This window comes from Nocardioides sp. InS609-2 (assembly GCF_023208195.1).
Lineage (GTDB): Bacteria > Actinomycetota > Actinomycetes > Propionibacteriales > Nocardioidaceae > Nocardioides.
On sequence record NZ_CP060034.1, the window covers coordinates 952,477 to 976,451 of the forward strand.

22 protein-coding genes are annotated in these 23,975 nt (G+C 69.2%); 6 read left to right on the top strand and 16 right to left on the bottom strand.

All coding sequences use genetic code 11. The annotated features are described in order from the left end of the window. Nucleotides 1-7: 7 nt before the first annotated feature. Genes H4Q84_RS05025 through H4Q84_RS05045 form a run of 5 tightly spaced genes read right to left on the bottom strand, consistent with a single transcriptional unit; the run spans nt 8 to nt 5,393 of the window. Nucleotides 8-1,402 carry an FAD-dependent oxidoreductase gene (locus tag H4Q84_RS05025; RefSeq protein ID WP_248582313.1) on the bottom strand — a complete coding sequence of 465 codons (1,395 nt, stop codon included), beginning with the start codon at nt 1,400-1,402 and terminating at the stop codon, nt 8-10. After that, nucleotides 1,399-2,211, bottom strand: a complete 813-nt coding sequence (locus tag H4Q84_RS05030) for an ABC transporter permease (RefSeq protein WP_248582314.1) — start codon at nt 2,209-2,211, stop codon at nt 1,399-1,401. The genes H4Q84_RS05025 and H4Q84_RS05030 overlap by 4 nt, the downstream gene beginning before the upstream one ends. Continuing rightward, complete coding sequence (locus tag H4Q84_RS05035) at nt 2,208-3,053, bottom strand: ABC transporter permease (protein WP_248582315.1); 846 nt, start codon at nt 3,051-3,053, stop codon at nt 2,208-2,210. Before H4Q84_RS05035 ends, H4Q84_RS05030 begins: the two co-directional genes overlap by 4 nt. After that, nucleotides 3,050-4,219, bottom strand: coding sequence for an ABC transporter ATP-binding protein (locus H4Q84_RS05040; RefSeq protein WP_248582316.1), 1,170 nt, complete (start codon nt 4,217-4,219; stop codon nt 3,050-3,052). Before H4Q84_RS05040 ends, H4Q84_RS05035 begins: the two co-directional genes overlap by 4 nt. Next, nucleotides 4,212-5,393, bottom strand: coding sequence for a spermidine/putrescine ABC transporter substrate-binding protein (locus tag H4Q84_RS05045; RefSeq protein WP_248582317.1), 1,182 nt, complete (start codon nt 5,391-5,393; stop codon nt 4,212-4,214). Before H4Q84_RS05045 ends, H4Q84_RS05040 begins: the two co-directional genes overlap by 8 nt. Nucleotides 5,394-5,546: 153 nt before the next feature. On the opposite strand from H4Q84_RS05045, the gene H4Q84_RS05050 reads away from it, so the two are divergent. Next, nucleotides 5,547-6,017: an Lrp/AsnC family transcriptional regulator gene (locus tag H4Q84_RS05050; RefSeq protein WP_248582318.1), complete on the top strand. Its 471-nt coding sequence runs from the start codon at nt 5,547-5,549 to the stop codon at nt 6,015-6,017. Nucleotides 6,018-6,036: 19 nt separating this feature from the next. On the opposite strand, the gene H4Q84_RS05055 is transcribed toward H4Q84_RS05050, so the two are convergent. After that, nucleotides 6,037-7,239 carry a hypothetical protein gene (locus H4Q84_RS05055; RefSeq protein WP_248582319.1) on the bottom strand — a complete coding sequence of 401 codons (1,203 nt, stop codon included), beginning with the start codon at nt 7,237-7,239 and terminating at the stop codon, nt 6,037-6,039. A 32-nt stretch (nt 7,240-7,271) separates the two neighbouring features. Next, entirely contained in the window at nt 7,272-8,711 is a 1,440-nt protein-coding gene (locus tag H4Q84_RS05060) for a M1 family metallopeptidase (protein WP_248582320.1), read from the bottom strand. Nucleotides 8,712-8,780: 69 nt separating this feature from the next. Between H4Q84_RS05060 and H4Q84_RS05065 the strand changes: the two genes are divergently transcribed. The 3 genes from H4Q84_RS05065 to H4Q84_RS05075 all read left to right on the top strand — a co-directional run bounded on the left by H4Q84_RS05065 (nt 8,781) and on the right by H4Q84_RS05075 (nt 12,251). After that, complete coding sequence (locus H4Q84_RS05065) at nt 8,781-10,121, top strand: rhodanese-like domain-containing protein (RefSeq protein WP_248582321.1); 1,341 nt, start codon at nt 8,781-8,783, stop codon at nt 10,119-10,121. A gap of 150 nt (nt 10,122-10,271) precedes the next feature. After that, nucleotides 10,272-11,138 (top strand): RIO1 family regulatory kinase/ATPase, encoded by an 867-nt coding sequence (locus tag H4Q84_RS05070; RefSeq protein WP_248582322.1) that lies wholly within the window; start codon nt 10,272-10,274, stop codon nt 11,136-11,138. Nucleotides 11,139-11,165: 27 nt separating this feature from the next. Next, on the top strand, nt 11,166-12,251 hold the full coding sequence (locus H4Q84_RS05075; RefSeq protein ID WP_248582323.1) for a Rossmann fold nucleotide-binding protein: 1,086 nt from the start codon (nt 11,166-11,168) through the stop codon (nt 12,249-12,251). On the opposite strand, the gene H4Q84_RS05080 is transcribed toward H4Q84_RS05075, so the two are convergent. The 5 genes from H4Q84_RS05080 to H4Q84_RS05100 form a co-directional block, all read right to left on the bottom strand. Next, on the bottom strand, nt 12,238-13,449 hold the full coding sequence (locus H4Q84_RS05080; RefSeq protein ID WP_248582324.1) for a glycosyltransferase family 1 protein: 1,212 nt from the start codon (nt 13,447-13,449) through the stop codon (nt 12,238-12,240). The two genes, H4Q84_RS05075 and H4Q84_RS05080, sit on opposite strands and share 14 nt — an antisense overlap. 140 nt (nt 13,450-13,589) lie before the next feature. Continuing rightward, a complete protein-coding gene (gene rlmN / locus H4Q84_RS05085; protein ID WP_248582325.1) occupies nt 13,590-14,732 on the bottom strand; it encodes a 23S rRNA (adenine(2503)-C(2))-methyltransferase RlmN in 1,143 nt (380 codons plus the stop codon). A 61-nt stretch (nt 14,733-14,793) separates the two neighbouring features. Continuing rightward, nucleotides 14,794-16,512 carry a glycerol-3-phosphate dehydrogenase/oxidase gene (locus tag H4Q84_RS05090; RefSeq protein WP_248582326.1) on the bottom strand — a complete coding sequence of 573 codons (1,719 nt, stop codon included), beginning with the start codon at nt 16,510-16,512 and terminating at the stop codon, nt 14,794-14,796. Nucleotides 16,513-16,566: 54 nt separating this feature from the next. Continuing rightward, the gene (gene glpK / locus H4Q84_RS05095; protein WP_248582327.1) at nt 16,567-18,084 is read right to left on the bottom strand and encodes a glycerol kinase GlpK; all 1,518 of its coding nucleotides are present in this window, start codon (nt 18,082-18,084) and stop codon (nt 16,567-16,569) included. Between the two features lie 39 nt (nt 18,085-18,123). Beyond that, nucleotides 18,124-18,945 (bottom strand): MIP family channel protein, encoded by an 822-nt coding sequence (locus H4Q84_RS05100; RefSeq protein ID WP_248582328.1) that lies wholly within the window; start codon nt 18,943-18,945, stop codon nt 18,124-18,126. Between the two features lie 130 nt (nt 18,946-19,075). On the opposite strand from H4Q84_RS05100, the gene H4Q84_RS05105 reads away from it, so the two are divergent. Both H4Q84_RS05105 and glpK (H4Q84_RS05110) read left to right on the top strand, forming a co-directional pair. Further along, nucleotides 19,076-19,834 carry an IclR family transcriptional regulator gene (locus H4Q84_RS05105; RefSeq protein ID WP_248582329.1) on the top strand — a complete coding sequence of 253 codons (759 nt, stop codon included), beginning with the start codon at nt 19,076-19,078 and terminating at the stop codon, nt 19,832-19,834. After that, on the top strand, nt 19,831-21,360 hold the full coding sequence (glpK, locus tag H4Q84_RS05110; RefSeq protein WP_248582330.1) for a glycerol kinase GlpK: 1,530 nt from the start codon (nt 19,831-19,833) through the stop codon (nt 21,358-21,360). Before H4Q84_RS05105 ends, glpK (H4Q84_RS05110) begins: the two co-directional genes overlap by 4 nt. 28 nt (nt 21,361-21,388) lie before the next feature. On the opposite strand, the gene H4Q84_RS05115 is transcribed toward glpK (H4Q84_RS05110), so the two are convergent. Genes H4Q84_RS05115 through H4Q84_RS05130 form a run of 4 tightly spaced genes read right to left on the bottom strand, consistent with a single transcriptional unit; the run spans nt 21,389 to nt 23,975 of the window. Then, nucleotides 21,389-21,763, bottom strand: coding sequence for a hypothetical protein (locus H4Q84_RS05115; RefSeq protein WP_248582331.1), 375 nt, complete (start codon nt 21,761-21,763; stop codon nt 21,389-21,391). Nucleotides 21,764-21,772: 9 nt separating this feature from the next. Further along, the gene (locus H4Q84_RS05120) at nt 21,773-22,309 is read right to left on the bottom strand and encodes a histidine phosphatase family protein (RefSeq protein WP_248582332.1); all 537 of its coding nucleotides are present in this window, start codon (nt 22,307-22,309) and stop codon (nt 21,773-21,775) included. Then, entirely contained in the window at nt 22,306-23,088 is a 783-nt protein-coding gene (locus tag H4Q84_RS05125; RefSeq protein WP_248582333.1) for a sugar nucleotide-binding protein, read from the bottom strand. The genes H4Q84_RS05120 and H4Q84_RS05125 overlap by 4 nt, the downstream gene beginning before the upstream one ends. Beyond that, nucleotides 23,088-23,975 carry a phosphatidate cytidylyltransferase gene (locus H4Q84_RS05130; protein ID WP_248582334.1) on the bottom strand — a complete coding sequence of 296 codons (888 nt, stop codon included), beginning with the start codon at nt 23,973-23,975 and terminating at the stop codon, nt 23,088-23,090. The genes H4Q84_RS05125 and H4Q84_RS05130 overlap by 1 nt, the downstream gene beginning before the upstream one ends.

Genomic DNA, 23,975 nt, shown 5'->3' on the forward strand with positions numbered 1-23,975 from the left:
GCCCGACTCAGAAGTCGAACCCGAGACCCAGCCGGTCCAGCGTCTTGAGCCACAGGTTCTGCCGGCCACCGTTGCGGTCCGCGCGCGCCATCGACCAGCGCGTCGCCTGGATCCCGGCGTACCGCATCGGCTCGGGCGGGAATGGCAGCGGCCTCTGGCGCACCATCTGGAGAGCGGTGCGCTCGGTCTCCTCCCCCGCCAGCAGGTCGAGCATGACGTCGGCGCCGAACCGGGTCGCCGCCACCCCGAGGCCGGTGTAGCCGAGAGCGTAGGCGACCCGGCCGGAGTGTGCCGTCCCGAAGAAGGCCGAGAACCGCGTGCATGTGTCGATCACCCCACCCCAGCGGTGGGTGAAGCGGAGACCCTCGAGCTGCGGGAACGTCTCGAAGAAGTGCCGGGCGAGCAGCAGGTGGGTGGTCGAGGACTGCTCGAGCGAGCGGGAGATCTTCGAGCCGAAGTGGTAGCCCGCGTCGTACCCGCCCCAGAGGATTCGGTTGTCGCGCGTCAGCCGGAAGTAGTGGAAGAGGTTGGCCGCGTCGCCGACCCCCTCGCGTCCGGCCCAGCCGATCGACGCCAGCTGCGAGGCGGAGAGCGGCTCGGTCATCAGCACGTGGTCGTAGACCGGCACCGTCATCAGCCGCAGCCGTCGTAACAGCGGAGGGAACGCGTTGGTCGCGAGCGCCACCTTCCGCGCCCGCACAGAGCCCCGTGCGGTGCGAACCGCAACCGTCGAGTCCTCGGAGTCGACCGAGACCACCGGCGAGCCCTCGTGGATCACCGCCCCGAGGTCGAGGCAGGCCTGTCGCAGCCCCCAGGCCAGCCGGGCCGGCTCGACGAGCGCGGTGCCATGGAGGTCGAGCAGCCCGCCGAGGTACGTCGGGGAGTCGAGGCGCGCGCGCGTCTGACCGGCATCGAGCAGCTGCACGTCGTGACCGGCCGCAGTCATCTCCTTGGCCACCTCGGCCAGGTCCTCGACCTCGTGGGGTGCCCGGGCGACCGTCAGCTCGCCAGTCGTCTCCCAGTGGCAGTCGATGTCGTAGCGGGCGACCGCCTCGCCGATGTTCTTCAGGTTGGCGGCACCGAGCCGGTCGAGAACAGCCATCTCGTCGGGCCAGCGGTCCTGCCCGTTGCCGAAGCCGTGGGTCAGGCTGGCGTCGGCGAAGCCTCCGTTGCGGCCGCTGGCCTCGTGTCCGCACTGGCCGGCCTCGAGCACCACGACGGAGCGACCGGGTTCGCGTTCGAGGGCGAGCAGCGCCGTCCAGAGACCTGAGTAGCCACCACCGACGACCACCAGGTCGGCCTCCACGTCGGCACGCAGCGAAGGCAGGGCCGGCGGGTTCGCCGGGTCGTCGAGCCAGTAGACAGCCGGCCGGGCGCCGGCCAGCGCCTGATCGGGTGTCACGATGCCGCGGCCCTTCGCTGGCGCCGGTTGCGCGCCTCGGCGCCGAGCACGATCGCGATGGAGATCACGAACATCACGGTGCCGATGACGTTGACCTGCATCGGCACCCCGCGTTGCGCGACACCCCAGACATACATGGGGAAGGTCGTGGTCGTGCCGGCGTTGAGGTTGGTGATGATGAAGTCGTCGAACGACAGCGAGAAGCTCAGCAGGGCCGCGCCGAGGATGCCCGGGAAGACCAGCGGGAACGTCACCCGCCAGAACGTCTGGGCCGGTGTCGCATAGAGGTCCTGGGCCGCCTGTTCGAGGTTGTCGTCCATGCCGGCAAGACGCGCTCTCACGGTGACCACCACGAACGACAGGCAGAACATGATGTGCGCGATGAGGATCGTCCAGAAGCCCAGCTGGCCGGCGAACCCGGCGGACACGAACAGCGCCAGCAGCGAAGAGCCCATCACGATCTCGGGAGCCGCCATCGGCAGGAAGATCAGCAGGTTGGTCGCCGACCGGCCCGCGAACCGGTGCCGGACCAGCGCGAACGCCGCCAGGGTGCCGAGGATCGTCGCCGCCAGCGTGGCGAGCAGGCCGATCTCGACACTGCGTACGACGGCGTCGCACATCGACTTGTCGGTGCAGGGGTTGAGCCAGTTGTCGAGCGTGAACCCGTCGAACGAGTAGACGTTGCGGCTGCGCGGGGCGTTGAAGCTCATCAGCACGACCACGAAGATCGGCACGAACGTGTAGACGAGCACGAAGATGCCCAGCACGATCACCAGGTTGCGTCGGATCCAGGTCATCGGGGCGTTCACAGCAGCTCCTCCGTCCCCGCGCGGCGCACGTAGAAGAGCACCATCACCACGATGAGCACCATCAGGATCACCGACAGCGCTGCCGCCGCGGGATAGTCGTTGGCGTCGGTGAAGAGGCTCTGGATGATGCCGCCGATCATCCGCTGGTTGGGGCTGCCCAGCAGCTCGGCGTTGATGTAGTCGCCCACAGCAGGGATGAACGTGAGCAGGGTGCCGGAGACGACACCGGGCAGCGACAGCGGCCAGGTCACCTTGAAGAACCCGACGATCGGGTGGGCGTAGAGGTCACTCGATGCCTCGATCAGCCGGTGGTCGATCTTGTCGAGGCTGGCGAAGAGCGGCAGCACCATGAACGGCAGGAAGTTGTACGTCAGCCCGGCGACGACAGCCACCGGCGTGGCCAGCAGCCGCCCGTCGTCACCGAGGATCTGCAGCGCCTGCAGGGTGTTCACGATGAAGCCGTCGTCGGCGAGGATCAGCTTCCACGAGAGGGTGCGCACCAGGAAGCTCGTGAAGAAGGGTGCGATCACCAGCACCAGCATCAGGTTCTTCCAGCGTCCCGCCTTGAAGGCGATGGCATAGGCCAGCACGTAGCCCAGCACGAGGCAGAACGCCGTCGCGACGCCGCCGTACAGGAGCGAACGCAGCAGCGGGCGCCAGTAGTCGCGGACGGCGTCGACGTAGTTGACGACGTGATAGGTCATCTCGTAGCCGCGGAAGTCGGAGCCGGCCGGGTCGTAGAGGCTGGTCGCAAGCAGTGAGTAGAACGGCACCACGAAGAACAGCAACAGCCAGAGCAGCCCCGGCAGCAGCAGGATGTAGCCGGTCCGGCTGCGCCTCACGCCGCATCCACCCGTTGCGCGCCGGCCGAGGCGTCCTGGGCATGGTCGAGGAGGAAGGCATACTCGGGCCGCCACGACAGCTCGACCTGCTCACCGATGCGGAAGAGGCGGTGGCGGCCGGTGTTCTGGGCGAAGACGGTCAGCTCCTGGCCCCACGGCATCCGCACGAGGTACGTCGTGCTGACCCCGAAGAAGCTGACGTCGGTGACCACGCCTCCCGGGATGGTGTTGCCCGGCGCGTCGAGCACCTCACCGGGAGCACCCACCAGCACCTTCTCGGGCCGGATGCCGACCCAGCCCTTCTCCCCGTCGGCATGCGACCGGTCTGCCGGGATCGACACGGGGATGCCGTACATGTCGACCGAGAGGATGTCGGCCGCCCGAGAGGTCACCGTGCCCTCGATCAGGTTGGACTGGCCGAGGAAGTTGGCGACGAACGTGCTCTGCGGGTTCTCGTAGAGCTCCGACGGCGCACCCAGCTGCTCGATCACGCCGGCGTTCATCACCGCGACCGTGTCGGCCATCGTCATGGCCTCCTCCTGGTCGTGGGTGACGTGGATGAACGTGAGCCCGACCTCGGTCTGGATGCGCTTGATCTCGATCTGCATCGAGCGGCGGAGCTTGAGGTCGAGCGCGCCGAGCGGCTCGTCGAGCAGCAGCACCTCGGGCTCGTTGATCAGGGCGCGGGCCAACGCCACCCGCTGCTGCTGACCGCCGGAGAGCTGGGCCGGCTTCTTGTCGCGTTGCGTGGAGAGCTCGACGAGCTCGAGCATCTCCTCGACCTTCGACTTCACCTCGCGCACCTTGCGCCGCCGCAGGCCGAACGCGACGTTCTCGAAGATCGTCAGGTGCGGGAACAGCGCGTAGTTCTGGAACACCGTGTTGACCGGTCGCTGGTGGGCCCGGGTGTGGGTGATGTCCTGTCCGGCGAGAGTGATGCTGCCGGAGGTGGGCGCCTCCAGACCGGCGACCATCCTCAGCGTCGTCGTCTTCCCGCAGCCCGAGGGGCCGAGCAGCGCGAAGAACGAGCCACGGGGTACGTCGAGATCGAGCGCGTTCACGGCCGTGAACGAGGCGAACGACTTGGTCAGCTCGCGCAGCCGCAACCCGTCGTACGACGCGGAGTCGGACGCCCCTTCAGACGTGCTGTCCTCCTGCTCAGCCACCGATGACATCAGACCAGTCCCTCTCGTATGCGATCGTCTGCCGGTCGTCGAGCGGCATGAAGTCGAACGTGTCGGCGAGGTCCTCGTCTTCGGGGAAGATCAGCGCGTTGTCGACCAGGCTGGGGTCGATCTTCTCCATGGCCTCGCGGGCGCCCTTGACGGGGCAGATGTAGTTGACCCAGGCCGCGAGCTTCGCCGCGACCTCGGGGTCGTAGTAGTAGTTGACCCACTCCTCGGCGTTGGCCTGGTGGCTCGCCTGGTTGGGGATGATCATGTTGTCGCTCCACAGCGACAGCCCCTCTTCGGGTACGACGAACTTGATGTCGGGGTTGTCGAACTGGAGCTGGATGATGTCGCCTGACCAGGCCTCACAGGCCAAGATGTTGCCGGCCGCGAGATCCTGCGTGTAGTCGTTGCCCGTGAAGGCGCGCACCTGGCCCCCAGCGACGGCCTTGCGGAGCTCCTCGATCGCCTTCTCCCACTGCTCCTGGGTGAAGTCCTGGGGTCTGGCGCCGACGATGCGCAGCATGAAGCCCATCGTGTCGCGCATCTCAGACAGCAGGGTGATCCGGCCCTTGAGCTCGGGCTTGGTGAGCAGCTCCTGGAACGTCTTGACTTCGCCCGTCTTGGCGGCGTTGTAGGCGATGCCCGTGAGGCCCGTCTGCCACGGTGCGTGGTAGGTCAGGTCAGGGTCCCACTGGAGGTTGCGGAGCGGGTCGATGAGGTTGGCGTGCAGGTTGGGCACCTTGGCCTTGTCGAACGGCTGCATCCAGCCCAGCCCGATCATCCGCGCGGCCATCCAGTCGGTCAGCATCACCATGTCGCGGTCGATCGGCTCGCACGAGCCCAGCTGGTTACGCACCTTGGCGTAGAACTCGGCGTTGTCGTTGACGTCATCGGTGTAGTCGACAGTGATGCCGGTCTCCTGCTGGAACATCTGGAACGTCGAGGTGGCCTTGCGCTTCGGGTCGATGTAGCCCGGCCAGTTGGAGATGATCAGCCGCTTCTGGGAGGCCGACAGGTCGGCCGTCTTGCAGGTGGCCGGATCCTGTTGTGCTCCGGGCACCTCGAAGAACGGCAGCTTGAGCGCAGCGACACTCGCTCCGGCGAACGCCACCGTGCCCGCGCCGCGGAGCAGCGAGCGGCGACTCACACCGGCTCTCGTGGAGGCCATGTCACACCCTTCTTCGTACGGCGAGTTGCGGGGATCGTGTCACGCACCGACCCGTCCCACAAGGGATTCGGTTGAAGAACGAGGAACTGACAACGAAATCTGTAGTCCTGGCGAATGTTTCGGCAGGGTTCACTCGTCTTGTACATTGCCTGCATGAATGCGGCGTCTCGACCCGGCGGACCACTCGACGACGTCTCCAAGGCGATCATCGAACAGCTCCAGCAGGACGGTCGCCGCTCCTACGCGGCCATCGGCAAGGCCGTCGGGCTCTCGGAGGCGGCTGTCCGCCAGCGGGTGCAGCGGCTCACCGACACCGGTGTCATGCAGGTCGTCGCCGTCACCGATCCCCTCGAGCTCGGCTTCGCCCGCCAGGCCATGATCGGCATCCGGATCCGGGGCCCCCTGGAGGGGATCGCCGACATCATCTCCGGGTTCGACGAGGTCGACTACGTCGTCATCACCGCGGGCACCTTCGACCTGCTCGTCGAGGCCGTGTGCGAGAGCGACGAACACCTGCTCGATCTGGTGTCCACGAAGATCCGGACCATCGAGGGGGTCGAGGGCACCGAGACCTTCATGTATCTCAAGCTGAAGAAGCAGACCTATTCGTGGGGCGTGCGCTGAGGCCGGAGCAAGGCTGGCCTCATTCGTCGATCTCGGCGACCACCCATCGGATGCCAGCGAGGTCGGCGGCGCCTCGGGTTCGATCCATCTGCCACGCAAGGTGGGCGCCGGCCGCCTCCAGCCCGTAGAGACCCATTCGGTTACCGGCTTCGTAGACCTGCCCACTCGACAACGAGTACACGTACCCACCCAGCTCGGAAGTGACCCCACTCCCCTCTGCCCAGGCAACGAACCCGGAGCCGGCGACCGGATAACCGAAGTTCTCGCCCGGCCGACCCGTTACCTCCACCGGATCGCCGCCGGCTGAGATCAGCGCGCTCGACTCGCTCGACCCGGCTCGGTCCAGTCGCTTCGTAACGATCCAGCTCTCGTCAGTTGCCGCGAACCCGGTGGTCACGGCCTCGGGGTCGGAGAGCTCGTACACAGTGCGTTGCGAAGCCACGTGGGGCCTGAACACGATCGCCTCGTGCGCGCCTTTGTCCCGCCGTACGGCGTAGATGCCTCGCGACGTGATCTGCGGGTACGCCGCGTTCCTCACCGCAGTCTTCGGCACGCACCGGTCGATGCGACACGTGAGCACATCGACGCGGAAGTCGCTCCTGCTCCGGCCATGCACCTGTGCCCACGCAATCCGACCGCCTGCGGCGACGACGCCCGTGTGGCCTGGCACTGGGGGCGGGGGCGTTCGGTCCCAGAGTCCGGCAGCGCGAGCCAGTTCGCTGGTCACACCGCGGCGGCGGTCGAAGCCGTACAGGATCCACGGATCCTCATCGAGGGACGTGGAGGGCGTCTCCATCCAGACCACATGTTGTGGCGTCACGGCGGCCCCGGCCACCTGCTGGGCCTCTTCGCGACGGGGGCCCATCGGAATGAGAAGAGCATTGCCGGTGCGATCAGCGCTCGAGGCAAGCGCCAACCGCCCCTGCTCGAGTTCCAAGCTCGGCTTCGTTGCGAGAAGCGAGATGACTACCTCCCCGCGCTGTCCCAGCGTGGCCACGCTGGTCCTGCGGCCGAAGAGGTGCGCCGCCAGCGGCGTACGGCGGTGCGTCACGTCGGCAACCGACAGACCGGAGCCGGTCGAGGTCGGCTGTGCGGCGGGTGGCGAGCTCTGCGACTCAACTGGGCGGGCCGAAAGCGATGGATCACTCCCCGCGGAGCAACCGGCGAGCGCAAGCGCGCCGAGGACTGCACCGGAGATAATTCGAACGGACATCACCTCCATGTGACGCCGCTCGACGGCCACAAGTTGTCGGATCAGAGCCCGTTGTCTGCCGTTCTCGCTGGCTTGGCGGTGTCGCGCAGCCAGGCCTGGAAGAACGAGGTCAGGTTCTGGCCGCTGATCTGCCCGGCCAGCGCCTCGAACTGCACCGAGCTGCCGTTGCCGCCGGAGCGGGTCGAGAGCCACGTGCGGAGCAGCGTCCAGAACGCGTCTTCGCCGATGCGGTTGCGCAGCGCCTGCATCGCCATCGACCCCCGGTAGTAGACGGCGTAGGCGAAGATGTCGTCCTTGCCCGGGTCGACGACCGGGGTCTTCCAGAGCCCGTCGCTGGCGCTGACGCTGTTGTACTCACGCTGGAGCCAGGCCGTGCCCGACGGGCCCCCGTGCGTCTCGTCGTACCGCACCTCCATGAAGCTGGCAGCTCCCTCGTTCAGCCAGATGTCGCGCCACTGGTCGACCGCGACATCGTCGCCGAACCACTGGTGGGCGAGCTCGTGCACCAGCAGGCTCGTGGCGTTGCCGGAGAGCGCCGGATAGGTCGGGCGGGTCTGGTTCTCGAGCGCGAAGCCGGGGTCTAGCGAGGTGACGAGGCCGCCGGTCACCGAGAACGGGTAGGCACCCAGGTCGGACTCCAGCGTCTTCACGATCGCGGGGCTGCGACGCAGCTGGCGCATGGAGGTCTTGAGAGTACGACGCGGCAGCGCCTTCGACGCGGCCACCAGCCACGGCCGGCCCTGGTGGGTGCCCTTGTCGATCTTGAAGTCACCGGCAGCGAAGAACGCCAGGTAGGTGGCCATCGGCTCGTCGGCGCGCCAGTGCCACGTGGTGTTGTGCTTGCCGGCCTTCTTGTTCACGAGCTTCCCGTTGGCGATGACCTCGCGGCCCTTCGGGACGGTGATCCTGACGTCCATCAGCGCCTTGTCGCGCGGGTGGTCGTTGGAGGGGAACCACCACGGCGCCATGTGCGGCTCGTTCATGGCCACGACCTCGCGCCCGTCGGCCAGCCAGTTGCCTTCACCTTCATAGCGATGCCTGGCCGGGCGGCCGGCGTACTTCACGGTGACGACGGCCGTGGCGCCGCTGACGAGCGGAGTGGCCGGGGTGATGCGCAGCTCATGGTCGGTCGGCTTGGTGTGGCCGGCCTTCACACCGTTGACGGTGACCTTGTCGACGCCCAGCAGGAAGTCGAGGTTGAACGACGAGAGGTCCTGGGTCGCCCGCAACGAGATGCGGGTCGTGCCGCGCAGCCTCTTGGATGCGAACGCGTAGCGGTCGTGCACGGCATAGCTCTGGACGTCGATGCCGCCGTTGCCATCGGCCGGGAAGTAGGGGTCACCGATGCCGCTCGAGCCGGCGGCGGGTGCGCGCTCGGGCACGTCGGTGGCGCCGGCACCAACGACTCCGCCGAGGAAGCCGGTGACGAGGACGACGGCGAGCGGGCTGATGACACGGCGCAACGTGGAGGTCTGAATCACCCGAAGAACCTATCGCGTGGTTTAATATATGTGAATTACTAAACTTTGAAGACATTACGGGAGGACACCATGGACGTGATCACGATCGAGGTGCCGCAGGTCGGCAACCGCACCCACCTCGTCCACGACGGCGAGAACGCGCTCGTCATCGACCCGCCCCGCGACCTCGAGATCGTCGAGGAGGCGGCCGAGCTGGCCGGCGTACGCATCGCGGCGGTGGCGGACACCCACGTGCACAACGACTACGTCTCGGGCGCGCTGGGACTCGCCCGCCGGCACGGCGTCGACTACCTGCTCTCGGTCGACGAACGGGTGGCCTTCGACCGGGCCGGGGTGCGCGACGGCGACGTCGTCGACGTGGGCTCGTTCGCCGTCCACGTGATCGACACCCCCGGCCACACGCTGCACCACCAGGCCCTCCTCGCGACAGACGGCGTCGGCCGCGACGCGCTCTTCTCCGGCGGCAGCCTGCTCGCCGGCACCGTCGGGCGCACCGACCTGATGGACCCGCTCCTGGCGCGCCACCTCGCGCGCGCCCAGTGGAACAGCGTCCGCCACCTCGGCACCCTCGACCCCGCCACGTCGCTGCATCCCACCCACGGCTTCGGTAGCTTCTGCGCCGCGACGAGCACCTCGGCCACCGACGTCCCGCTCAGCATCGGCGGCGAGCTGGCGAGCAACCACGCACTCAACACACCTCGCGACGCGTTCGTCGACGAGCTGGTCGCGGGCTTCGGGCCGGTGCCGACCTACTACCGGCGGATGTCGCCGGCCAACCGCGCCGGCCGCGGCACTGTCGCACCCAGGGTGGGACACGACGTCGGGCACGACGAAGTGCTGGGCGTGCTCGCCCGCGGCGGCTGGGCGATCGACCTCCGGTCGCGTGAGTCGTTTACTGAGGGCCACCTGTCCGGGTCGGTCAACGTGGAGTACGGCGCCCAGTTCGCGACGTGGGTCGGCTGGCTGACCAGCGAGGACACCGAGATCGTGCTGCTGACTGACGACCCGGGCGACCTCACCGAAGCCCGCCGTGACCTCGAACGCATCGGCATCGAGGGCGCACACGCCCGCGTGCTCGTCCCGGGCGTCGACCTGCCGAGCCACCCCACCCTGCGCCGCGCCGCGTGGTTCGGCCTGGCCGACGCACCCGCCGACCGGGTGCTCGTCGACGTGCGGCACGTCGACGAGTACGACGATGGCCACCTGCCCGACGCGATCCACATCCCGCTCCACCACCTCGAGACCCGGCAGCACGAGCTGCCCGCCGGCGAGGTGTGGGTGCACTGCCTCAGTGGCTACCGCGCGGGCATCGCCGCGAGCCTGCTGCAGCGGGCCGGGCGCAGCGTCGTACACGTCGACGATGTCTGGGAGAACGCGCCGCTCGAGACCAGTAGGGGGGAGGCTGCGTAATTGCGTTGCGGCGACTGTGCCGCGCCCCCATGATGAACGCAGCAGGGCGCAGTCGTGTGCCCGTCGAGCGAGAGGAGCAGGTCATGTTGACGACTGTTCTTGGCCTGTCCGCAGACCAGACCCTCTCGACCTCACGGAGCACATCAAGCAATGACACGCACCCCGAACGACTCGGCCTTCGAGCCGGCTGACGAGCTCGACCCCAGCTTCGTCTTCGACTTCACCTCCTACGACGACCTCGATGCGTCCACCCAGCGCTGGTCGACGTGGATGAGCGTCGAGCCACTCAGTCGCGGCCCCGAGCCGCGCCCTGACTGGCTGGTGACCTCGCAAGGCGCCATCGACACCGATCTCGGGATCCTCAAGACCGGCAAGGAAGCCGACGTCTTCCTGCTCGAGCGCGCCGACCCGCTCGAGCCCGAGGCGGGGGTGATCATGGCGGCCAAGCGCTACCGCGACACCGACCACCGCACGTTCCACCGGGCCGCGTCGTACACCGAGGGGCGCTCGATGAAGCGCTCCCGCGACGAGCGCGCCCTCAAGCGCAAGTCGACGTTCGGGCGCCTGGTGGCGTCCGGCGAGTGGGCGATCTCCGAGTGGGGCGCGCTCAACCGGCTCTGGCAGCTCGGCGTGGCCGTGCCCTACCCGGTGCAGATTGACGGCACGGAGATCCTGATGGAGTGGATCACCCACGACGGAGAGACGGCGCCCCGGCTCGCCCAGACCCGGCCGTCGCCGAACGCACTGGGGTCGCTGTTCGAACAGCTGCGTGGCGCCCTCGCGACGATGGTGCAGGCGGGCATCGTGCACGGCGACCTGTCGCCGTACAACACGCTCGTGGCCGGCGACCGGCTCGTCATCATCGACCTTCCGCAGATCGTCGACCTGGTCGGCAACCCGCAGGGCCTGGACTTCCTGATGCGCGACTGCACGAACATGTGCAACTGGTTCAGGGCACGCGGCATGGAGGTCGACGACCAGGAGCTGTTCGCAGACCTGATGGCGCACGCCTTCTGACAGGTGGGATCGGCTAGCGTCGCGCGGGTGAGGCGCAGCCGAGGACGTGTGGTCGACGTCGACACCACCGTCGAGCTCGTACGACGCGTGGCCGCCGGCAACACCTCGCTCGCCGGCTGGCGGCTGCGCGGGCTCGACCTCACCAGGCACTCCGCCACCCTCGCGTCGTGTCACACCGGCGGCGCGCTGTTCCTGGGCTGCCGGTTCGCCACGGGCGACGAGGCCCGCGTGCGTGGCGAGGGCGCTCTGGTCTTCCCGGACCTGCCGAACTCCCCCGTCGACGACTACCGGACCTCGCTGTACACCGCGCGTGAGCTGTACGGCACCGCGACCTACCGCGAGTCGCTCGACGGGCGGGCGTTCGCGTGGTCGAAACGTCGCCAGTCCCGCGACTCGGCGCTCGCCAAGGCTCTGCACGACCACGCGATCGACGGCGCGCTCGCCACGTGGGTCGCCGGCCGAGACATCGTCGGGGTGATGGGCGGGCACGCCCTCGAGCGCGGCTCGGTCGAGTACACCGACGCAGCACGCCTCGGTCACCTGCTGGGCACCACCCACATTGTCGCCACCGGCGGTGGGCCTGGCGCCATGGAGGCCGCCAACCTGGGTGCCCGCCTGGCCACCGGTCCCCTGTCAACGGTTGAGGAGGCGCTGACCGGCCTGGCCGCCGTACCGTCGTTCCGGCCGTCGATCGACGCCTGGGCAGCGGCGACGTTCGATGTCGTCGACGCGCACCCCGAGCCGACCGAGACCCTCGGCGTGCCCACGTGGCACTACGGCCACGAGCCACCCAACGTGTTCGCGACCGCGATCGCGAAGTACTTCGGCAACGCCACCCGCGAGGCCGTGCTGCTGCAGGTCTGCAACCGCGGCATCGTGTTCCTCACCGGGGCCGGCGGCACGGTCCAGGAGATCTTCCAGGACGCCTGCGAGAACTACTACGCCGACGACTCGTCCGTCGCGCCGATGGTGCTGGTCGGCCGCGACTACTGGACCCGGACGCTGCCGGCCTGGCCGTTGCTGCAGTCGCTTGCCGATGGCCGCGTCATGGAGCCGCACGTGCACCTTGTCGACACCCTCGACGAAGCAGCGGCGCTGTTCACGACGCCCTGACGTCGCTCCGCGCGCCCACCCCGCTGACCTCCCGGTAGTGGCGCACCAGCAGCTCGTTGACCCGCAGCCACGACCGCCCCTCGACGCTGCGCCGGGCACTGCGGCTCATCCGGAGCCGCAGCATCGGGTCGTCCTTGAGCGTCATGACGTACGACGCGAGCTCGGCGGCGTCGCCGGGTGCGTAGAGGTAGCCGGCGACCCCGTCGTCGATCACGTCGATCGGGCCACCCGCCCGCGGTGCGACCGCCGGCACACCCGACGCGAGCGCCTCCTGCGCGGACTGGCAGTAGGTCTCGTGCCGGCCGGTGTGCACGAAGACGTCGAGACTCGCGTACGCCGCGGACAGCTCGGCGCCGTGCAGGACGCCGAGGAAGGCGGCGTTCGGGAGCAGGGCACGCAGCCGCGCCTCCTCCGGTCCGGCACCGACGAGCACCAGCCGCACGCCCGGTGTGGCATCCAGTGGCGCCAGCAGCTCGAGCTCCTTCTCGGGCGCCAGCCGGCCGACGTACCCGACGAGCAGCTCGGCGCCGGGCGCGAGCCGTTCGCGCAACGCCACGGACCGGTGCCGCGGGTCGAACTGCACGAGGTCGACGCCACGCGGCCAGCGACCGAGGTTCGGGATCCCCATCGCCTCCAGCTGCGCCAGGCTGGCGGTCGAGGGCACGAGCGTGCGGTCGACAACCGTGTGGACGCGCCGGGTCAGGGCCGTCATCGCAGCGGCACCGCCGGGCACGCCGTACTGCTGGGCGAAGCCGACCAGGTCGGTCTGGTAGATCGCAACCGCCGGGATGCCGAGCTCACGCGCCGCACGCGCCGCCTGGTGACCGAGAGTTGCGGGCGAGGCGATGTGTACGACGTCGGGCCGGAACCGCAGCATCGTGGCCCGCAGACGCCGCCGGGTCTCGAGACCGATCCGGAAGTCGCGGTAGAACGGCAGGCTGGTGCCACGTGCGTGCGTGACCGGGAACCCGGCGTACGTCGCGGGGCCGGTGGGCGCGACCAGCTCCGCCTCGTGGCCCTCGGCCGCGAGGTGCTCGAGCACGCGACGTACGGAGTTGGTCACGCCGTTGACCTGCGGCAGGAACGACTCTGAGACCACCAGCACACGCAACGGCGCAGTCGGTGAGTGAATCGGTAGGCGCAGCAGTGTCGCTGCGTCGTGGGCCTGCCTGCGTCGTGCCAGCGAGGTGAGCGCCATGCCTCCGACGCTAGGAACCCACTTCGAACACCCGCCGATGTCGTCGTGGACGACACGTGAACGGCGGCCGTCGGCTCGCTGCGTCCTAAATGGACTCGCTCGCTCGAGGCGGCCAGCAGGGTGCGGTCACGATCGAGAGCTCACTCAGCAGCGGCGAGCTGCCCGCAGGCCCCGTCGATCTCGCGGCCACGTGTGTCGCGCACCGTGGTCGAGATGCCCTTGGCCTCGAGGCGGCGCACGAACTCGCGCTCGTCCTTGGGGTCGCTGGCGGTCCACTTCGAGCCGGGTGTCGGGTTGAGCGGGATCAGGTTGACGTGCACCCAGCCCCAGTCGCCGTAGGAGTTGAGTACGTCGCCGAGCAGGTCGGCACGGTGGGCCTGGTCGTTGATGCCGCGCATCATGGCGTACTCGATCGAGACCCGGCGCTTGGTCTTCTCGGCGTAGTGCCACGCAGCCTCGACCGTCTCGGCCACCGAGTAGCGGGTGTTGATCGGCACGAGCTCGTTGCGCAGCTCGTCGTCGGGGGCGTGCAGGCTGAGCGCGAGCGTCACCGGGATGCCCTCGTCGGTGAGCTGGTTGATGCGTGGCACGAGACCGACCGTCGACACGGTGATGCCGCGGGCGCTCATGCCGAGGCCGGCGGGGCTGGGGTCGACGAGTCGGCGTACGGCGCCGATCACGGCCTTGTAGTTGGCGAGCGGCTCGCCCATGCCCATGAACACGACGTTGGAGACGCGGCCCGGGCCACCCGGGACCTCGCCGCGGGCCATCGACCGGGCACCGGCGACGACCTGTTCGACGATCTCGGCGGTAGACATGTTGCGCTGGAGGCCGCCCTGGCCGGTGGCGCAGAACGGGCAGGCCATGCCGCAGCCGGCCTGGCTCGAGACGCAGACGGTGGCCCGGTCGGGGTAGCGCATCAACACCGACTCGACCAGCGCGCCGTCGAAGAGCTTCCAGAGCGTCTTGCGGGTGGTGCCCTTGTCGGCCTCGAGCGTGCGCAGCGGCGTCATCAGCGTCGGCAGGAGCGTCGAGACCAGCTCCTCGCGCTGGGCAGCCGGCAGGTCGGTCATCTGCGCGGGGTCGTCGACCAACCGCGCGAAGTAGTGCGTCGAGAGCTGCTTGGCACGGAAGCCGGGCAGCCCGGCCTCGACCAGCAGCTCCTTGCGGCCCGCCTCATCGAGGTCGGCGAGGTGGCGGGGAGGCTTCTTGCGGCCACGGGGCTCGTCGAAGACGAGCGTGAGCGGGGTCGTGCCCTCAGCGGGCGTGGGTGTCTCGGACATCAGGTAGCCAGTCTCCCACCGACGCGGTGGCCGCGGCGAACCCCCCGACCACCTCGGCCTGTCACGTGAGCGGCACCACGTCGGCCGCGCCCAGCCGGGCAGCGTCGGCAGTCGCGTCGTCGGGCATCTGCTGGCTCTCCCGCTCTGCCGCGACGCGCATGCGGTAGTGCTCGATCTCGAGCGCGGTCTGCTCGTCGCTCCAGCCGAGCACGCCACCCACCAGCTCCGCCACCTCGTCGACCGCGCCGACACCGCGGTCGAACGTCTCGATCGAGAGCCGGATCCGCCGGGTGAGGACGTCGTCGAGGTGCCGGGCACCCTCGTGGCTGGCGGCGTACACGGCCTCCACCCTCAGGTAGTCGGTGGCCCCCGTCAGCGGCTCCCCGAGCGACGCATCCTCGGACACCATCGCCAGCACCTCGTGGATCAGTGAGCCGTAGCGCTTGAGCAGGTGCTCGATCCATACCTCGTGCAGCCCCGAGCTGGCGGCCAGCACGTGGCGGGAGTTGAGCAGCGCCTGGTAGCCCTCGGCACCCAGCAACGGGATGTTCTCGGTCACCGACGCCGAGACCTTGCGGTCGAACTGAGAGGAGAGGCCGAAGACGGCCTCGTCGACGGCATCCTTGGCCATGATCCGGTACGTCGTGTACTTGCCGCCCGCGACGACGACCAGCCCGGGCGCCGGGTGACCCACCGCGTGCTCGCGCGACAGCTTCGAGGTCGCGTCGGACTCGCCCTCGAGCAGCGGACGCAGGCCGGCGTACACCCCCTCCACGTCGGAGTGGGTGAGCGGCACCTCCAGGACCCGGTTGACGTGCTCGAGCAGGTAGTCGATGTCGGCCTCGCTCGCCGCGGGATGGGCCTTGTCGAGCGCCCAGTCGGTGTCGGTGGTGCCGATGATCCAGTGCCGCCCCCACGGAATGACGAACAGCACGGACTTCTCGGTGCGCAGGATGATCCCGACCTCGGAACGGATCCGGTCCTTGGGGACGACCAGGTGGATGCCCTTGCTGGCGCGCACGTGGAACTGCCCGCGCTGGCCGCCGAGTGCCTGCGTCTCGTCGGTCCATACGCCCGTCGCGTTGACGATCTGCCTCGCCCGGATCGTGACCGTGGTGTCGTTCTCGAGATCCCGGACGACCGCGCCGGTCACCCGCTCGCCCTCGCGAAGCAGCTCGACCACCCGCGCCCGTGAGGCGACGTGAGCGCCGTAGGCCGCCGCGGTCCGGGCGATGAACATCGTGTGCCGGGCGTCGTCGACCTGCGCGTCGTAGTACTTGAGCGCACCGACCAAAGCGTCCTTGCGCAGCGACGGCGCCAGCTTCCGGGCGCCACGACGGGTCAGGTGCTGGTGCATCGGCACCCCCGCGCGGCCCGAGACCCTGCTCATCGCGTCGTACAGCGCAACGCCGGAGCCAGCGTAGAAGCGCTCCCACCACCGGTGCTGGAGCGGGTAGAGGAACGCGACCGGGTGCACCAGGTGGGGTGCCAGCTCCCGCATCAGCAGGCCGCGCTCCTTGAGGGCCTCGGCGACCAGCCGGAAGTCCAGCATCTCGAGGTAGCGCAGGCCGCCGTGCACGAGCTTGCTCGAGCGGCTGGACGTGCCCGACGCGAAGTCGCGCGCCTCGACCAGGCCGACCTTCAGGCCACGGGTGGCAGCGTCCAACGCACTGCCGGCGCCCACCACGCCGCCCCCGATGACGAGGATGTCCAGCTCCTCGGTGGCCATCTGCTGCAGGGACTGCTCACGGAACTCGGGCGAGAGCGCGATGGACCTCATGCGAGGGAACCTCTTCCTGGTGTGTGCTGGTGGCCTTGCCTGCGACGCTGTGGCTCAGTCGACGTCGACCCAGTCGAGGGTGCGCTCGACGGCCTTCTTCCACTGCTCGTAACCTTTGGTGCGCTGCTGGTCATCCCACTGTGGCGACCATCTCTTCGCTTCGTTCCAGTTCTCGCGCAGCTCGTCGGTGTTGTTCCAGAAGCCGACTGCAAGCCCGGCGGCGTACGCCGCGCCCAGGGCGGTGGTCTCGGCGACCACCGGCCGGCTGACCTCCACGCCCAGGACGTCGGCCTGGATCTGCATGCACAGCTCGTTGGCGGTCACACCGCCGTCGACCTTGAGCACTTCGAGGGTGACACCAGAGTCCTTCTCCATCGCCTCGGCCACGTCGCGGCTCTGGTAGCAGATCGCCTCGAGGGTGGCCCGGGCGAGGTGCGCGTTGGTGTTGAATCGGGAGAGTCCGACGATCGCGCCGCGGGCGTCCGAGCGCCAGTACGGCGCGAAGAGGCCCGAGAACGCGGGCACGAAGTAGACGCCGCCGTTGTCCTCGACCTGACGGGCCAGCGACTCGCTCTGGGCTGCGCCGCTGATGATGCCGAGCTGGTCGCGCAGCCACTGCACGGCCGATCCGGTGACCGCGATCGAGCCCTCGAGGGCGTAGACAGGCTTGGCGTCCCCGAACTTGTAGCACACGGTGGTCAGCAGCCCGGCGTGGGAGCGGACCAGCTCGGTACCGGTGTTGAGCAGCATGAAGTTGCCGGTGCCGTAGGTGTTCTTGGCCTCGCCGGGCTCGAAGCAGACCTGGCCGACGGTCGCAGCCTGCTGGTCGCCCAGGATGCCGGTCAGCGGCACCTCGCCGCGCAGCGGTCCGTTGCTGCGCGTGGTGCCGTAGCCACCCGGCTCGCTGGAGGCCTTGATCTCAGGAAGCATCGCGCGCGGGATGTCGAACAGGGCGAGCAGCTCGTCGTCCCACTCGAGCGTCTCCAGGTCCATCAGCATCGTCCGGCTGGCATTGGTGGGCTCGGTGACGTGGACACCACCGTCGGTGCCACCGGTGAGGTTCCAGACCAACCAGGAGTCGGTGTTGCCGAAGAGTGCGTCACCCTTTTCGGCGGCCTCCCGAACGCCGTCCACGTTCTCCAGGATCCACTGGATCTTGCCGCCGGAGAAGTACGTCGCGGGCGGAAGCCCGGCGCGCTGACGAATCAGGTCACCGTGGCCGTCCCGTTCCAACTTGCTCGCGATCCGGTCGGTGCGCGTGTCCTGCCAGACGATGGCGTTGTAGTACGGCCGTCCGGTGTTCTTGTCCCACACCACGGTGGTCTCGCGCTGGTTGGTGATGCCGAGGGCGACCAGGTCGCTGGCAGAGAGCTTGGCCTTGGCCAGCCCCGTCTGGAGGACCGAGCTGGTGCGCTCCCAGATCTCCACGGGGTCGTGCTCGACCCAACCGGCCTGCGGCAGGATCTGCTCGTGCTCGAGCTGGTGCCTGGCGACCTCGTTGCCACTGTGGTCGAAGATCATGAAACGGGTGCTCGTGGTGCCCTGGTCTACGGCTCCGACGTACTGCGTCATGGGTGTCTCCTAGTCGGTGTTCGGTGCTGGCGCTGGTGCTCAGGCATTCGCGAGGGGCTCACTGACCGCCACGTCCTCACTCTCCTCCTCCGTGAGGTGGTTCTCGATGAGGAACTTGAAGAGCCCGCCTCCGACCAGGCCTCCGATGATCGGTGCGACGATCGGCAACCAGAAGTAGAGATCACCGTTCTGGTCGCTCATCGCTCCGCCGTAGCCCGTCATCAGGGAGGCGATCCGCGGGCCGAAGTCGCGCGCCGGGTTGATGGCGTAGCCCGCGTTGGCACCGAAGGCCATGCCGATCCCGACCACGAGAAGCCCCACGACGACCGGGCCGAGGTTGGCCATCGGCGGGTTGTTCCAGGCCGTCGTGAGCGCGAAGATGACGAACACGAGGATCGCCGTGCCGACGACCTGGTCGAGGAATGCTGTGGGGATGCCGACCCCGTCGCCGCCGTTGCCGGGCAGCGTGGAGAAGATGCCCTGGGTGGCGATGGTGTGGTCAGGGTCGATGGTCGCGATCAGGTCGGCGTACGTCGCCCGCACGATCAGCGCTCCGACGAACGCCCCGAGCGTCTGCGCGGCCGCGTACGGCAGCACCTTGCGCCACGAGAAGCCCTTGAACGCGGCGAGTGCGACCGTCACCGCCGGGTTGAGGTGCGCGCCGGAAAGCCGGGCTGCGGTGTAGACACCGAGGGTGACGCCGAGGCCCCAGGCCCAGGCGATCGAGTCGTGGTCGCCGAGACTGCCGTCGCTGCTCGTCACGACCTGGGCGACCACTCCGGTGCCGAACAGGATGATGATCATCGTTCCGGCGAACTCCGCGCACAGCTCTCCGACGAGCTGGTTCTTTCCACTGCTCATGTCACTCTCCTCCGCTAGGCGCTCGTGGCGCACGTCACAGACTGTCCCGTGGGCCGCGCCCCCGCCAGCCCATCCGTTCGACGATGGCGAACGTTCGCACGACGATGTCGCACGCTGGCAGGATGGCGGGATGGCCGGTCAGATTCAGTCCATCGAACGAGCCGCGGCGCTGCTGCACATCCTCGGCGCCGTACCCGACCCGATCCCGCTCGCGGAGCTGGCCCGATTGCTGGAGCTGCCGAAGAGCACCGTCCACGGCATCGTCCGGACCCTCTGCGCCGTCGGCTTCGCCGTGCAGCAGCCCGGCTCGGGCCACTACTCCCTCGGCAGCGGCCTGACCGAGCTCGGTCAGCAGGTCGACCCACACCTGCTGCGCTCGCGCGCGATCAACTGGGCCGACGGACTGGCGGCCCACACGGGCCTGGAGGTGCACCTGGGGGTGCTGAAAGGCCCCTCGGTCCAACTCATCGGCCATGTGTTCCGGCCCGACGGGTCGCCGCAGAGGCTCCGGGTCGGCGAGCTGCAGCCGGCACACGCCACGGCCCTGGGCCAGGCGCTCCTCGCGTGGTCACCGACGGCCTCACGCGTCCACGAGCTCGAGCTGACGTCGTACACGCAGAACACCCCGAGCACCCGCGTCGCGCTCGTCCGGACCCTGCAGCAGGTACGTCGTCAGGGGTGGGCGTGCGTCGACGGCGCCTTCCGACCCGGATCGGCCGGGCTGGCCGCACCCATCCGCCACCACGTCGGCATCGGCGTGGGGGCCATGGCCGTGAGCGGGCCGCGTGACCGGCTGCTGCAGGCGTCCGGGGCACCCCGCGAGGGCCTGGTCGAGCAGGTCGTGGCCGCTGCCGACGCCACGGCGAACATGCTCCAGGACCGGCTGTGACGGGCCGCGCCCGCTACGTCGCGGCCATCGACCAGGGCACGACCTCGACCCGTTGCCTCATCTTCGACCACGCGGGCCGGATGGTGTCGGTCGCCCAGCACGAGCACACACAGCACTTCCCGCAGCCGGGCTGGGCCGAGCACGACGCCACCGAGATCTGGGGCAACACCCTGCGTGTCCTCCCCGAGGCCCTGTCGGTCGCGGGCCTGGAGGTCACCGATATCGCTAGCGTGGGGATCGCCAACCAGCGAGAGACGACGGTGGTGTGGGACCGGTCCACAGGTCGCCCGGTGGCCCGTGCAATCACCTGGCAGGACACCCGCACCAGTGAGCTGGTGAGGGAGATGAACCGCGGCCCGCAAGCTGCCCTGTTCCAGGAGGTGTGCGGGCTCACGCCCGCGGGCTACTTCGCCGCACCGAGGCTGCGCTGGTTGCTGGACCACGTCCCCGGGCTCCAGCGCCGTGCCAGGAACGGCGAGCTCGCCTTCGGAACGATCGAGAGCTGGCTGATCTGGAACCTCACCGGCGGTCCGCACGGTGGCGTCCACATCACCGACACCACGAACGCAAGCCGCACGATGCTGATGGACATCCGCAGCCTCTCGTGGGACCAGCGCCTGCTCGACGCCCTCGACATCCCCGTCGAGCTGCTGCCGGAGATCCGGCCCAACGCACAGGTCTACGGCACCTGCACCGTCGGCCTGCCCGGGGTACCTATCGGCGGTGCCTTCGGCGACCAGCAGGCCGCGCTCTTCGGCCAGACCTGCTTCGCCGAGGGCGAGGCCAAGTGCACCTACGGCACCGGCGCCTTCTTGCTGTTGAACACCGGCAACACGATCACGCCCTCCTCCAGCGGCCTGCTCTCGACCGTTGCCTACGCCCTCGAGGGGCAGCCTCCCGTCTACGCCACCGAGGGCTCCATCGCGGTTGCCGGCGCCCTGGTCCAGTGGTTCCGCGACGCGCTCGAGATGATCAGCTCCGCGCCGGAGATCGAGACACTCGCGCTACGGGTCGAGGACAACGGCGGCTGCTACATCGTGCCGGCCTTCGCCGGACTCTTCGCCCCGCGCTGGCAGCCCGATGCACGGGGCGTCGTGGTCGGTCTCACGTCGTACGTCACGAAGGCACACCTGGCCCGTGCCGTCCTGGAGGCGACGGCCTGGCAGACCTGCGAGGTCGTGGAGGCGATGAACGCCGACTCGGGCACGGCCTTCACCCGGCTGCGCGTCGACGGCGGGATGACCTCCAACCACCTCCTCATGCAGATGGTCTCGGACGTGCTGGCGGTGCCCGTCGAGCGCCCCCTGGTCTCGGAGTCGGTCTCCCTAGGGGCGGCCTACGCCGCCGGGCTCGCCGTCGGCTACTGGCCCGACCTAGAGGGGTTGCGCGACAACTGGCGCAGCGCAGCGGTCTGGGAGCCGTCGATGAGCGAACCCGTACGCCGTCGCGGTCGCGCCGCGTGGGACCGCGCCGTGGAGCGCACTCTGCGGTGGGAGGTCGACGACGCGCCTCCGGTGCGGGCCTGACCCGGTGTCCGCGCTCTGGTGTCCGTGCTCAGGCGTCGTAGCGGACCATGAAGTAGAGCACCAGCGAGGAAACGCCGAGCACCACCAGCGCGGTGAGCACCATGCCGATGACCATGAAGACGCCGAACCGCCGGGTCTTCCGCTTGGCCAGCAGCGCGATCGGCACCACCAGGGCGATGGCGACCAGCGGGAAGAGCTTCTCGGCGGTGTCATAGGGGAAGACCAGGCGCAGGATTCCTGCGAACGCACCGGGCACGGCGGTGACGAAGAGCATGCCCGTGAAGAAGCCCATCAGCGCCGAGAAGGTGGGATGGCTGTGGTGCCACCAGTCGAGAGGCGACTTCCGGTCGGTTCCACCGTCGACGTCGTGGTCGGGGGCACGGTCCGACTGCTCGGTGGTCATGACGCGATCCTAGGTCGCAAAGGGCTCGTCGAGCCGGATCAGGTCCGGCATGGCGAGCGCCTGCCACGCATCGAGATCCGGCTCCGCGTCCGTGAGCTCCGCGACGAGCACCGTCCAGGCCGTGCCGTGCCCGACCAGCACCACGTCGTCTTCGCCCAGCGTGGCCACGACCGGCCGCACCGCTGCGACGACCCGGCACCGGCACTCGGCCAACGGCTCCCACCCGTCGTACGCCGGCACGTCGGGCTCTGCGAAGGCCCGGCGCACCGTTGCGTCGAAGTCGTCGAAGTCGTCAATCCAGTCCGTGGAGTCGCGACGGTGCTCGGCCAGATCATCGATGACGCCCACCTGCGAGTCCGTCAGCAGGGCCGCCGTGCCGATGGCCTTGGGCTCCGGCGAGCTGAACCAGGCGGCTCGCGCGGGCAGACGCCCGGACTCGCGCAGGGCCCAGATGTCGTCGTACCCCTGCGGGTCGAGCTCCCAGGTGTGCGCCGGCATCGAGGTGTCGACCAGCGGCCGGCCGTGCCGGACGAGGAAGAGGGTCACAAGAACTCCGTGGCGCCGCGCAGCCGGGTGGTCAACAGGCCCGCGGCACGCGTGGAGTCGAGGCGTACGTCGACCGGTCCGCGCACGCCCGCTGCTTCCCGTGACCGGCCGCGCAGCTGCGTCGGGGCGAGGCCGTCGCGCCGGGCGATCAGGCGGCCCAGGTCGAGCCTGCTCATCGCATCCGCGCCGGCCGCGTGCAGGACGCCTCGGTGGTCGGACGACGCGAGCTCGACCAGGGCTGCGGCGAGATCCGCGACGTGCACCGGGCACCGCATCTCGTCGTCGAAGAGCGCACCCTCGGCGCCGCCCAACAGGCTGTGGACCAGACGCTCGTGCGGCGACTGTCCGTCGCCCAGGATCAGCGAGGTGCGGGCGACCACGGCATCAGCGACCATCGCCAGGGTGGCTGTCTCTGCGGCCGCCTTGGCCGCTCCGTACGGCGTGATCGGATCTGGTGGAGCCGACTCGTCGTAGCGGCCGGAGGCTCCCGAGAAGACGACGTCGGAGGAGACCAGGACCAGCCTCGCGTCGTACGTCGCGCACGCCCGGGCGACGTGGGCGGCACCCGTCGCGGTCACCGCCCAGTCGGACTGGGCGTAGGCGGTGTGGATCACAGCCTCCGGCAGGTGGGTGGCGACGAGTCCAGCGACCGCCGCAGCGTCGCGGAGATCGGCGTCCGCACTGCCGACGGCTACGACGTCATGGCCCGCTGACCGCGCGAGTGTGACGACGTGTCGGCCGAGGTAGCCGGTCCGGCCTCCGGTGACCAGCAGCCGCATCAGAAGACGAGGTAGTGCAGGAGCAGCCAGATCGGCGCGACGGTGGCGAGCAGGGAGTCGAGACGGTCCATCAGACCACCGTGGCCGGGGATGACCTGGCTCATGTCCTTGATGCCGAGGTCGCGCTTCATCACCGACTCGCACAGGTCGCCCAGGGTTGCCATCACCACAGCGATCAGGCCGAGTGCGACGCCCACCCACCAGTGTCCCTCGAGCAGGTAGACCACGAGCGCCACACCGGCCGCCACGGTGAAGACCAGCGAACCGGCAAAGCCTTCCCACGACTTCTTCGGCGAGATGACCGGGGCCATCGGGTGCCGGCCGAAGAGGACGCCGGCGATGTAACCGCCGATGTCAGAGGCGATGGTGACCAGGATGAACGTCATGATGGCCTTGACGCCCTCGTCGAAGCGGTCGAAGCCCGTGGCTCCGCCCTCGGCCAGCAGCAGCGCCACGAACGAGCCCAGGAACGGCACGTAGACGAGGGTGAAGACGGAGGCCGTCGCCGTCTGGACATAGCCGTCGATCCCACGGCGCAGCAGCCAGAGCATGACGACCAGGGCGGTCACTGCGGTGGCGGTCACCAGCGCGGGCGCGCCCCAGAAGTAGGCCACGACGACCATGACGACACCGCCGACCATGAGTGGCTGCTCGGGAAGGTCGATGTTCTTGGCGAGCAGTCCCTGCCGCAGCTCCCAGAGGGCAACGACCACAGCGGCCGCCACGATGAGCATGAACGCGGTCTTCCAGACGGCCAGCGACGCCGCGATGGCAGCGAGCAGGACGACGGCGGAGGCGACCGCGGCCGGAAGGTTGCGGCCGGCGCGGCCGTGGTCCTTGGCCGGAGGTGCGGTCGGCGAGCCGACAGGTGGGGGCGTCTCAGTCAT

Bases quoted from the DNA above. Each gene is read 5' to 3' on its own strand.
- H4Q84_RS05045 (WP_248582317.1), bottom strand. From the start codon at position 5,393: ATGGCCTCCACGAGAGCCGGTGTGAGTCGCCGCTCGCTGCTCCGCGGC.
- H4Q84_RS05050 (WP_248582318.1), top strand. From the start codon at position 5,547: ATGAATGCGGCGTCTCGACCCGGCGGACCACTCGACGACGTCTCCAAG.
- H4Q84_RS05055 (WP_248582319.1), bottom strand. From the start codon at position 7,239: ATGGAGGTGATGTCCGTTCGAATTATCTCCGGTGCAGTCCTCGGCGCG.
- H4Q84_RS05065 (WP_248582321.1), top strand. From the start codon at position 8,781: ATGGACGTGATCACGATCGAGGTGCCGCAGGTCGGCAACCGCACCCAC.
- H4Q84_RS05070 (WP_248582322.1), top strand. From the start codon at position 10,272: ATGACACGCACCCCGAACGACTCGGCCTTCGAGCCGGCTGACGAGCTC.
- H4Q84_RS05080 (WP_248582324.1), bottom strand. From the start codon at position 13,449: ATGGCGCTCACCTCGCTGGCACGACGCAGGCAGGCCCACGACGCAGCG.
- rlmN (WP_248582325.1), bottom strand. From the start codon at position 14,732: ATGTCCGAGACACCCACGCCCGCTGAGGGCACGACCCCGCTCACGCTC.
- H4Q84_RS05090 (WP_248582326.1), bottom strand. From the start codon at position 16,512: ATGAGGTCCATCGCGCTCTCGCCCGAGTTCCGTGAGCAGTCCCTGCAG.
- glpK (WP_248582327.1), bottom strand. From the start codon at position 18,084: ATGACGCAGTACGTCGGAGCCGTAGACCAGGGCACCACGAGCACCCGT.
- H4Q84_RS05100 (WP_248582328.1), bottom strand. From the start codon at position 18,945: ATGAGCAGTGGAAAGAACCAGCTCGTCGGAGAGCTGTGCGCGGAGTTC.
- H4Q84_RS05105 (WP_248582329.1), top strand. From the start codon at position 19,076: ATGGCCGGTCAGATTCAGTCCATCGAACGAGCCGCGGCGCTGCTGCAC.
- H4Q84_RS05115 (WP_248582331.1), bottom strand. From the start codon at position 21,763: ATGACCACCGAGCAGTCGGACCGTGCCCCCGACCACGACGTCGACGGT.
- H4Q84_RS05125 (WP_248582333.1), bottom strand. From the start codon at position 23,088: ATGCGGCTGCTGGTCACCGGAGGCCGGACCGGCTACCTCGGCCGACAC.
- H4Q84_RS05130 (WP_248582334.1), bottom strand. From the start codon at position 23,975: ATGACTGAGACGCCCCCACCTGTCGGCTCGCCGACCGCACCTCCGGCC.